Raw genomic sequence first — 1365 nt, 5'->3', positions numbered from 1 at the left:
TAATCAATTACCCGTTGACTTTCATTCATAGCATCCAACAAATTTTCTGAATGTTGGTCAACGGGTAATTGATTATATAAAAGATGTAGCAGAGTATGTGGAAACTGCTGATGGTACTCAATTAGTGCGTCTCAAATGTTGGAAAGATTTCTGTTTCCTGGTAATCAACAATATGCTCCTGTATATAAACTTTCCGGAGGAGAAAAAAGACGATTATTTCTTTTAAAAGTATTGATGAGTGCGCCGAATGTTTTGATTTTGGATGAACCTACTAATGATTTAGATGTACAAACTTTGGCAGTTTTAGAAGAGTATCTGGAAGAGTTTAATGGTTGTGTAATTGTTGTTTCTCACGACCGTTATTTTCTTGACCGGACTGTAGATAGAATTTTTGCTTTTGAAGGAGTAGGAAATTTACGACAGTATCCGGGAAATTATTCTCTTTATATAGATTATAAAGAAGTAGAAGCAGCAACAAAAAAAGCTGTGGCAGTTGCAGAAAAGTCTAAGGAAATTTCAGCTAAACCAAAAAAATCAGAAAGGGTTTCTTGGGATAAGAATAAACAAAGAAAATTATCGTCAAAAGAAAAGCGAGAATATGAGAGTTTGGAGAAAAAAATTGCTCAGTTAGAAGCGGAGAAGGAAAAGACTGAAAATGAACTTTATAATGCACCTCCTGGAGAAGTAAGTGAAGTTCAACAACTCCATGAAAAAGTAGAAAGTTTAGAAAAAGAAATAGATACTGCCACAGAAAGGTGGTTAGAGTTGGCAGAAATAAATTCTTAGAGGAATAATGAATAATGAATAATGAATAATGAATAATGAATAATTACCTCTTCCTAAAAGCTATGCTTTATAAACATCTTTCTTAACATAAAACTTGACAAAAATATCATTTGATGTAATAGATGCTGAAAGCTCCTAAACTTGCTAATTATTAGCAAAAATGCGACCGGGACAGGATTAATTATATCATGTCCGGTTGAATAATTAGACTTTGGTGGAAGGAAGGCAGGAGGCAGGAGGCAGGAGGCAGAAGGTTTTCTCCTATTATCACCTTAATTTTATACACAAACGATGCTACCGGACATGATATTACTTAATAACTGAAGTGTTGCCTAAATATAGTATTAATACATGAGAATTGGTATAACAATTAATAATTACATCTCCTGAAAAGGGATAGGATGAGGGAAAATTATTTTTTGTCTTTATTTAGGGTTTGCTGATTAAATCTTAAATAATTACCAGATAAAGGTTTTAGCTTTTTTAGGTATTGAAAAAGTACATGGTTTTCAGCTCTTCATGCTCAAAAAGGAGCACATTTTTAGCAAGAGTTGGGCAAAAAAATTCTCCCCTACTCCA

At 33.2% G+C, this 1365-nt stretch carries 1 pseudogene; it reads left to right on the top strand.

Annotated elements, in window-relative coordinates:
• Positions 1-46: 46 nt before the first annotated feature.
• Positions 47-786, top strand: a pseudogene (locus F6K13_RS33395) (ATP-binding cassette domain-containing protein); the annotation flags it as partial.
• Positions 787-1365 lie beyond the last annotated feature (579 nt).

It is taken from the genome of Okeania sp. SIO2B9, from assembly GCF_010672505.1.
In the GTDB taxonomy this organism is placed as follows: domain Bacteria; phylum Cyanobacteriota; class Cyanobacteriia; order Cyanobacteriales; family Microcoleaceae; genus Okeania; species Okeania hirsuta.
Note: the sequence above shows the minus strand (reverse complement) of the source record. Positions and strands in the feature narration are given on the sequence as shown.